This is a genomic window from Protofrankia symbiont of Coriaria myrtifolia (assembly GCF_900634755.1).
In the GTDB taxonomy this organism is placed as follows: domain Bacteria; phylum Actinomycetota; class Actinomycetes; order Frankiales; family Frankiaceae; genus Protofrankia; species Protofrankia coriariae.
Genome location: NZ_CAAAFS010000102.1, coordinates 1 through 6,556 on the forward strand (window position 1 = coordinate 1; position 6,556 = coordinate 6,556).

Below are 6,556 nucleotides of genomic sequence, written 5' to 3' on the forward strand. Positions count from 1 at the left end.
GTCGCGGGCTGCCCGCTGTCCGCCTGCTGCGGCCCGCCGCCCCCCACCACCGGGCCGCAGCAGGCGGACAGCGGGCAGCCCGCGACCCGGCCGGCAGTCCTGGACACCCCCGCCGGCGCTCGTATCTACCAGCTCCTCACCGCGGGTGTCTCCCGTCCCAAAGACCTCGCTGACCAGGCCGGAGTGGGCAGCTCCCGCGTCCACGAGGTCCTCACCGACCTGGCCGCCGCCGGCCTGGCCGCCAAGCCGATCCACGGCCAGTGGATCCCCATCCCCAAGCAGTCCGCATGACACCCACTGCCCGCCCACGCGCCCCGCCCCGACTCGCCATCCCCTGTTCCACCCTCACAACCGAGAGGCATCGAGATGACCGACACCCACGAGACCGCGCGGCTGACCGCCGACGTCATCGCCCTGTCCGAACGCGACGGCATCCTCCACGTGCTGTTGATCCGCCGCGGCTGGCCGCCCTACACCGGGATGTGGGCACTTCCCGGCGGCCACATCGACGCCGGCGAGACCCCCAAGGACGCCGCCCGCCGGGAGCTGGCGGAGGAGACCGGCCTCAACATCGTCGAGCTGCGCCTGGTCGGCGTCTACGCCACCCCCGGCCGCGACCCGCGCGGCCGGTACGCCAGCTGGGCCTATCTGACGTGGGCCCCCACCGGGTGGGAGCCGGTCGCCGGCGACGACGCGGCCGCCGCCGACTGGGTGCCTGTCGAGCGAGCCCTGCACGAGGGTCTGGCGTTCGACCATGCCGAGATCCTGCGGGCGGGGGTCGTGCCCGACGCCGTCATCGACGCCATCGACGACGCCCTGCACGACCTCACCCCCGACCCGGACGGCGGTACCCACACGGTCCTCACCGGCCTCGACGGGCAGATCACCGGCACCTACACCCCTGCCGGCGGCGCCGCGATCACGTGGAGCGCCACCGTCACCGTCACCACCTGACCTCCGTCCGCAGCCCCGGCCGCGGGATTCCGGCCGGCATTCGACCACGCCTGCATCATCACCGACGCCCGTCACCCGAGCTACATCATCTGACAGAACAGGAGAGGACGTGCCCGCCCTACCTGTCCACGCGGTCGGGGACCAGAACCCGACCAACGTCAGCACCTGCCCTGTGCACGGCCCCTACCACGGGCTGATCTGCACTCGGTGCGTGACCAGCCTCCCGCCCCGCACCTGAAGCCGTCCCGGCGTGGCGTCCACGCCTGGCAGCACCGCCGCCGCGCCGGGACCACCCCACCCGCAGTACACGAGAGGAGCAGCACCATCATGCCCGCCCTGCACACCGTCCTGGCCCGGCTTCGCGGCCACGCGCTGCTGGCCGTTCTGACCGCGGCCGTGGTCGCGGTCACCGCCGACGAGGCCGCCCACACCCTCGCCACCCGCACCGCCGGCGGCAGCCGGTGAGTGCCCGGGGACACGGAACCACCACCGACAGCACCCCGCCCGAGCTGATCCAACTGGTCGCGAGGTTGCGGCTCGAGCAGGCCCGTGGCTGCCCTGAGCAGCGTCCAGCCCCGGCGGACAGCCCGGCGGTATGCGCGGCCCGCCGGTTGGTCCTCGCTTCCGCCCACTGACCCCACCCCCCGGTGCGGCGGCCATCTGCCACAGCGCCGCCGCACCGGGACCACCTCTTACTCTCTGCGGCTGGTCGTTGACCAGCGCGACATCTCCCAGGAGATCGCATGACCACCCTCACCCCGGAGACCAGGGCACGGCGAGTCGCTGGCCTGCTCACCGGCGCCCGCGCCGAGTTGGCCGCCCGCGGCTGGCACCGCGGTGACTATGTTGACGAGACCACCGGCGCGGTCGACCTGTCCGGCGCACTGCGCCTGGCCGCCGGCAGCCATCCCTACGAGCTGCCCGACAATCCCGCCGCATTGCAGGCGCTCTGCGACGCCGAAGACGAGCTCGCCTTCGAGCTCGGCGGTAACCCGACCCTGATGGACGCCGGCGAATACCTCGCGGCCTGGAACGACCATCCCACCCGCACCCGCTCCCAGGTTCTGGCCCTTCTCAAGCAAACCCACACCGCAATCGCTGTCTGGGGAACAGCAGAAGGAGAAATCAACGCATGACACCGATCTGATCGTTGCATTTCCGATCCGGGTGCACGCCGCCACGTCCACCACCCGGACAGCCATTCATCACCAGCCGCATTCTCCTACCGGAAGGACCGTTCCATGCGTCAGCCGGCATCGGGGGCAATGACCCCCGCCGAAACTCGGCTCGCCGAAGCCCTCGTCTCCCTGGTCGACTACACCGGCCGGATCCTGCTCATCGGCCTCGCCGACGCCAACCTCCACTACGTGGGGGACAAGGCCGGCGCCCTCGCCGAGGTCGCTGACCGGGTCGCCGGCCTCGCCGGACAAGTCCACCAAGGCCGGGGCAACACCCGGATCCGGATGGACGTGGTCGCCCGGGCCGTCGCCGCCTGGTCCCAGCCCTACACCGCCGGCCGGCTGCTGTTCCCCCGCCCGGGCCGTCGACCGGAGACCAGTCGATGAGCACCGCTCTGCCCATCCACCGCGTCGCCGTCCTCGTGTTCGCCGACACCGCCGGCGTAGACGCCCGGGACGCCACCAACCGGCTGGCGGCCGCCGTCGACGCCCAGCTCGGCGACCTCCTCCCGCTGCCGCAGCGGACTGCCAGCCAGTCACCGGACATTCGCATCCGAGACGTGGTCGACCTGACCACCGCCACCAGCAACCCCGGCTACCTGACCATCCAGCCCGCACCCCGCCTGCCACACGAACGACCCACCGGAGGCCGGTGATGGCGGCACGACTCCCCGCCGAACGGGTCGTAGCCGCCCTCGGTGCCACCCGGTCGAAGGCAGGCGCCCTGTGAAGATCCGTCTGCACGGCACCGAGGACGAATGCCGCACCGCGGCCGAGGCCATCGCGTCCGTGCTCGACGTCGTCGCAGTCTCCGACACCTACCCGGACCGCGGCCGGTCCCGGCTGGTCCGGGTCTACCTCGACATCCGCATCCCCACCCCGGACACGGGCGGGCAGGCAGGCCGGTGAGCGTCAAGGTGATGACGTGGGTGTGGGGGTCCTCGCCGACCGCCGGTAACGAACGGCTGGTGCTGCTCGCGATCGCGGATACCGCGGACGACGACGGCGGGAACGCCTGGCCGTCCGTGGCGACCCTGGCCCACAAAACCCGGCTGGCCCCACGGACGGTACAGCGGGTGATCCGCCGGCTGGTAGCAGGCGGACACCTGCTGGTCGAAACGGCCGCGGGCCGGGGCGGGGCGAACAGGTACACCGTCGTGACAAACGGCACAACCGAACCAGCCTCGACCCCTGTGGACAACGGGCCACCGAAGCGGGCTGACCCCCGGCAGCCTGACGGGGGCGTCAATCTGCCTCCCCCGTCACAACTGCGTCACCCCTCCCCTGACACAGCTCTGTCAGGGGAGGGGTGTCACAGCTCTGTCACCCGAACGTCCTTGAACGTCCTTGAACCTCCACCACCCGCGCGAGCCGCCCCGCCGGTGAACGACGGCAGACCTGTGGACGGAGGTGGAGGATCTTTCAATGATCAGATGCCGCCGGTCGCGAGCGGGGAGAGAGAGCCGGCCGGGGACACACATCCGGCGCGCTCCGACACGGCCGGGGTGCTGACCAGGCTCGGATCATCATGGCGGTTGACGCCCCGGCAGCGGACCCGGCTGGCCCCGCTGGTCACTACCGCGCTCGCGGCCGGCTGGACACCATCTGGGCTGCGCGAAACCCTCGGGGCCAACCCGGGCGGGGTCCGCTCGCCGTATGCGGTGCTGCGGACCCGGCTGACCGACCTGCCGGACCCGCCGACCACCGGCAGCGCGCCTGCCGTCGCCCGGCCGCCCTGGTGCGGCATCTGCAACGAGTCGACACGGCTGTTCGAACTCGACGACGGCCGCGCCCGCCGCTGCCCGACCTGTCATCCACTGATCGCCGTGCCGGCCGGTCGAGAGCTGTCATGAACATCACGATCAGGCGCGACACGAGCGGTCGTTCTCCGCCGAACAAATCGGCGCCCGCGTCCACACAGACCGGGCTTCCAGACCGCGACTCCGGTACACGCCGCCAAGCACGCACGCCGGAGCAGCCCCACCAGCCGCTACCAAAGGAGCACCAACATCATGCCCGCCCGTGCGTCGCGCACCCAGGCCCTCGCGAGCAAGGACCACGCCGAATCGATGCTGACGATTGATGAGGTCTGCGCCGAGCTTCGGATCCCCCGGTCAACGTTCTATGAATGGCGTACCAAGGGGCTGGCGCCCAAGTGCATCACCCTGCCATCACGAAAGGTGCGAGTCGAGAGATCCGCGTTGGAGGCTTGGAAAGCTGCTCATCGGGACGCTGAATGACGACCGTCCCAGAGCCGCGTCAACTCTCCTACGACGTGCGGCTGTGGAAGACCCGCAAGACCAAGCGGGCAAAGTACACCACCTACCGGGTTCGCTGGGAGGTGACCGGCCAGGAGAAGGGCGAGTCGTTCACCACTTCCGGACTGGCCTCTTCCTTCCGCTCGAAGCTCATGACCGCGATGAAGGAAGGCGTCGCGTTCGATGTGGCGACCGGCTGGCCGGTGACCATGGATGCCGAATACGCGAAGAGAAAGGCCGGTAAGCGAGGGGTAAAGACAGCACCGTCCGAACCGGGCATACAGGTCGACACCTGGTACTCCCACGCGGTGGAGTTCGTGGACTCCATGTGGGCCGCTGCCTCGCCTGGACACCGCAAGAACACCGCTGAAGCCCTCGCGCACATCACCCCGGCATTCATCCGACCGGACGCGCCGGGCCGTCCCCGGGCGGCGCTTCTCCGCAAAGCCCTCTACACCTGGGCCTTCGATGCCCGCAGCCGACTCCCGGTCACGTCGAAGAAGGGGGGAGACCCAGCGTCCCCCGAGCCGCCCCAGAACATCGCGGAGACAGTCGCCTGGCTGGAGAAGAACACGATCCCGATCACCGATCTTGGCGATACCGAGAACGAGCTGGTTCGCCGCGGACTTGACCTGATCAGCAAGAGAATCGACGGAAGGCCGGCCGCACCGGCCACGGTCGCCCGGAAGCGGTCGGCCTTCTACTCCTGCCTGGAGTACGCGGTGGAACGCAAGCGGCTCCCCTTCAACCCGGTCGACCAGATCAAGCGGCGGCCGGTGCGCAACAGCGGCGGAGTCGTCGACAGGCGCGTCGTCTGCAACCACGACCAGGCCCGCCGCCTCCTCGCCGCTGTCGCCGCGCAGGGCAAGACGGGAGCCAGGTTGGCCGCGTTCTTCGCCTGCATGTACTACTCGGGCCTGCGGCCGGAGGAATGCAATGACCTGGCTCCGGCCGACATCGTGCTACCGGCCACGGATGACGAGTGGGGATGGTTCATCCTTGACGGGGCGGACCCAGAGACGGGCGCGCGATGGACGGACTCAGGGAAGCGGGAACCGAGGGAGCTCAAGCACCGCGCGAAGGGCGACACCCGGCGGGTACCGATCCCCCCGCCGCTCGTCGCGCTCCTACGCGCCCACCTCGCGGACTACCCGCCCGGCCAGGACGGCAAGGTGTTCCGATCTCCCCGCGGTGGACCTGTCCGGTCCAACACCTACGGCCGGATCTGGAAGGCTGCTCGCACTGCCGCGCTCACACCGGAGCAAGTTGCCTCGCCGCTCGCGGCGACGCCGTACGACCTCCGTCACGCCTGTGTGTCGACGTGGCTGAACGGGATGGTCCAGGGCAGCCAGGTCGCGGAGTGGGCCGGCCACTCCGTGGCGGTGCTCTACCGGGTGTACGCGAAGTGCATCGACGGGGACGTCGACACCCAGCTCCGCCGGATCGAGACAGCTCTGGGCCTCACCCGGGCGGATGGCCCCGGCGGCGGCACGGGAGCGGACGCTGTGCCGCGCATGTGCCGCGACTCGCCGGACAGCGCTGGACACGATCGGACACCGCCGGACACGGCGGAGCAGTCGCCTGATGATCGAAAGGTGGGCTGACCTCTGCAAACAAAGGGAAATGGCTGCTCGGCCCGGCTGGTGCGGGAGGGGGGACTTGAACCCCCACGCCCGAAGGCGGCAGATCCTAAGTCTGCTGCGTCTGCCATTCCGCCACTCCCGCGCACGTGCTGCCAGGTACGGCGTACCACAAGGTAGGTGCCGCAGGTATCACGTACCGCCAGCTACAGGGTAGCGACCGCTGGCCATGGACCGTCCAGACGGCCCATATCAGCCCACAGGCTGGGGTTGTGCTGGGGGATCTCGCCGGTGCCGTCAGCGGGCCGAGTGGTGTCGGTGGGGCGGAGGGCTGTCGTCAGTGACCGCGGTCCCGCCCGTAGATCGCGGTCACGCCGACAGGTACCTCCGGGACGGCCGGGAGCACCCAGTCCGGGTCGTCGTCGGATCGGATGCGCCGTACGCCGCCTGCCACAGCCTGCTCCGGCGCACCCGAGGTTTCCCATACCCAGGCTGCCTGACCGGCTGCCGTGTGTGAAGGGGCTTACGGCACGTGCGCCATGTCACTTTGGCGACTGTCACGAGGGCCGTTGTTCCGCTAGTGTCC

General features: G+C 70.3%; 9 protein-coding genes, 1 tRNA gene and 2 pseudogenes. 11 read left to right on the forward strand and 1 reads right to left on the reverse strand.

All coding sequences use genetic code 11. From position 1 onward, the window contains the following. The 11 genes and pseudogenes from CM1CMNOD_RS05780 to CM1CMNOD_RS05815 all read left to right on the forward strand — a co-directional run. Positions 1-291: pseudogene (locus CM1CMNOD_RS05780) on the forward strand (hypothetical protein); the annotation flags it as partial. A 75-nt stretch (positions 292-366) separates the two neighbouring features. Further along, positions 367-954 (forward strand): NUDIX domain-containing protein, encoded by a 588-nt coding sequence (locus tag CM1CMNOD_RS05785; protein ID WP_013872739.1) that lies wholly within the window; start codon positions 367-369, stop codon positions 952-954. 207 nt (positions 955-1,161) lie between these two features. Beyond that, positions 1,162-1,419 carry a hypothetical protein gene (locus CM1CMNOD_RS22250; RefSeq protein ID WP_043603094.1) on the forward strand — a complete coding sequence of 86 codons (258 nt, stop codon included), beginning with the start codon at positions 1,162-1,164 and terminating at the stop codon, positions 1,417-1,419. A 278-nt stretch (positions 1,420-1,697) separates the two neighbouring features. Then, positions 1,698-2,090 (forward strand): DUF6197 family protein, encoded by a 393-nt coding sequence (locus tag CM1CMNOD_RS05790; RefSeq protein ID WP_013872742.1) that lies wholly within the window; start codon positions 1,698-1,700, stop codon positions 2,088-2,090. A gap of 105 nt (positions 2,091-2,195) precedes the next feature. Next, a complete protein-coding gene (locus tag CM1CMNOD_RS05795) occupies positions 2,196-2,519 on the forward strand; it encodes a hypothetical protein (RefSeq protein WP_013872743.1) in 324 nt (107 codons plus the stop codon). Continuing rightward, positions 2,516-2,788: a hypothetical protein gene (locus CM1CMNOD_RS05800; protein ID WP_013872744.1), complete on the forward strand. Its 273-nt coding sequence runs from the start codon at positions 2,516-2,518 to the stop codon at positions 2,786-2,788. Before CM1CMNOD_RS05795 ends, CM1CMNOD_RS05800 begins: the two co-directional genes overlap by 4 nt. Before the next feature lie 70 nt (positions 2,789-2,858). After that, positions 2,859-3,041 (forward strand): hypothetical protein, encoded by a 183-nt coding sequence (locus CM1CMNOD_RS05805; RefSeq protein WP_013872745.1) that lies wholly within the window; start codon positions 2,859-2,861, stop codon positions 3,039-3,041. Positions 3,042-3,052: 11 nt separating this feature from the next. Next, positions 3,053-3,226: pseudogene (locus tag CM1CMNOD_RS24330) on the forward strand (helix-turn-helix domain-containing protein); the annotation flags it as partial. Positions 3,227-3,565: 339 nt separating this feature from the next. Further along, positions 3,566-3,985, forward strand: a complete 420-nt coding sequence (locus CM1CMNOD_RS22835; RefSeq protein ID WP_237703009.1) for a hypothetical protein — start codon at positions 3,566-3,568, stop codon at positions 3,983-3,985. Positions 3,986-4,201: 216 nt separating this feature from the next. After that, positions 4,202-4,372 (forward strand): helix-turn-helix transcriptional regulator, encoded by a 171-nt coding sequence (locus tag CM1CMNOD_RS05810; protein WP_237703098.1) that lies wholly within the window; start codon positions 4,202-4,204, stop codon positions 4,370-4,372. Beyond that, positions 4,369-5,994 carry a tyrosine-type recombinase/integrase gene (locus CM1CMNOD_RS05815; protein WP_013872748.1) on the forward strand — a complete coding sequence of 542 codons (1,626 nt, stop codon included), beginning with the start codon at positions 4,369-4,371 and terminating at the stop codon, positions 5,992-5,994. The genes CM1CMNOD_RS05810 and CM1CMNOD_RS05815 overlap by 4 nt, the downstream gene beginning before the upstream one ends. A gap of 37 nt (positions 5,995-6,031) precedes the next feature. Here the strand turns inward: CM1CMNOD_RS05815 and CM1CMNOD_RS05820 are convergent. After that, a tRNA-Leu gene (locus CM1CMNOD_RS05820) sits at positions 6,032-6,115 on the reverse strand. Positions 6,116-6,556 lie beyond the last annotated feature (441 nt).

What these genes read in the sequence shown, in the direction of transcription:
- CM1CMNOD_RS05785 (WP_013872739.1), top strand. Translation starts at nt 367, where the DNA reads ATGACCGACACCCACGAGACCGCGCGGCTGACCGCCGACGTCATCGCC.
- CM1CMNOD_RS05790 (WP_013872742.1), top strand. Translation starts at nt 1,698, where the DNA reads ATGACCACCCTCACCCCGGAGACCAGGGCACGGCGAGTCGCTGGCCTG.
- CM1CMNOD_RS05795 (WP_013872743.1), top strand. Translation starts at nt 2,196, where the DNA reads ATGCGTCAGCCGGCATCGGGGGCAATGACCCCCGCCGAAACTCGGCTC.
- CM1CMNOD_RS05800 (WP_013872744.1), top strand. Translation starts at nt 2,516, where the DNA reads ATGAGCACCGCTCTGCCCATCCACCGCGTCGCCGTCCTCGTGTTCGCC.
- CM1CMNOD_RS22835 (WP_237703009.1), top strand. Translation starts at nt 3,566, where the DNA reads ATGCCGCCGGTCGCGAGCGGGGAGAGAGAGCCGGCCGGGGACACACAT.
- CM1CMNOD_RS05810 (WP_237703098.1), top strand. Translation starts at nt 4,202, where the DNA reads ATGCTGACGATTGATGAGGTCTGCGCCGAGCTTCGGATCCCCCGGTCA.
- CM1CMNOD_RS05815 (WP_013872748.1), top strand. Translation starts at nt 4,369, where the DNA reads ATGACGACCGTCCCAGAGCCGCGTCAACTCTCCTACGACGTGCGGCTG.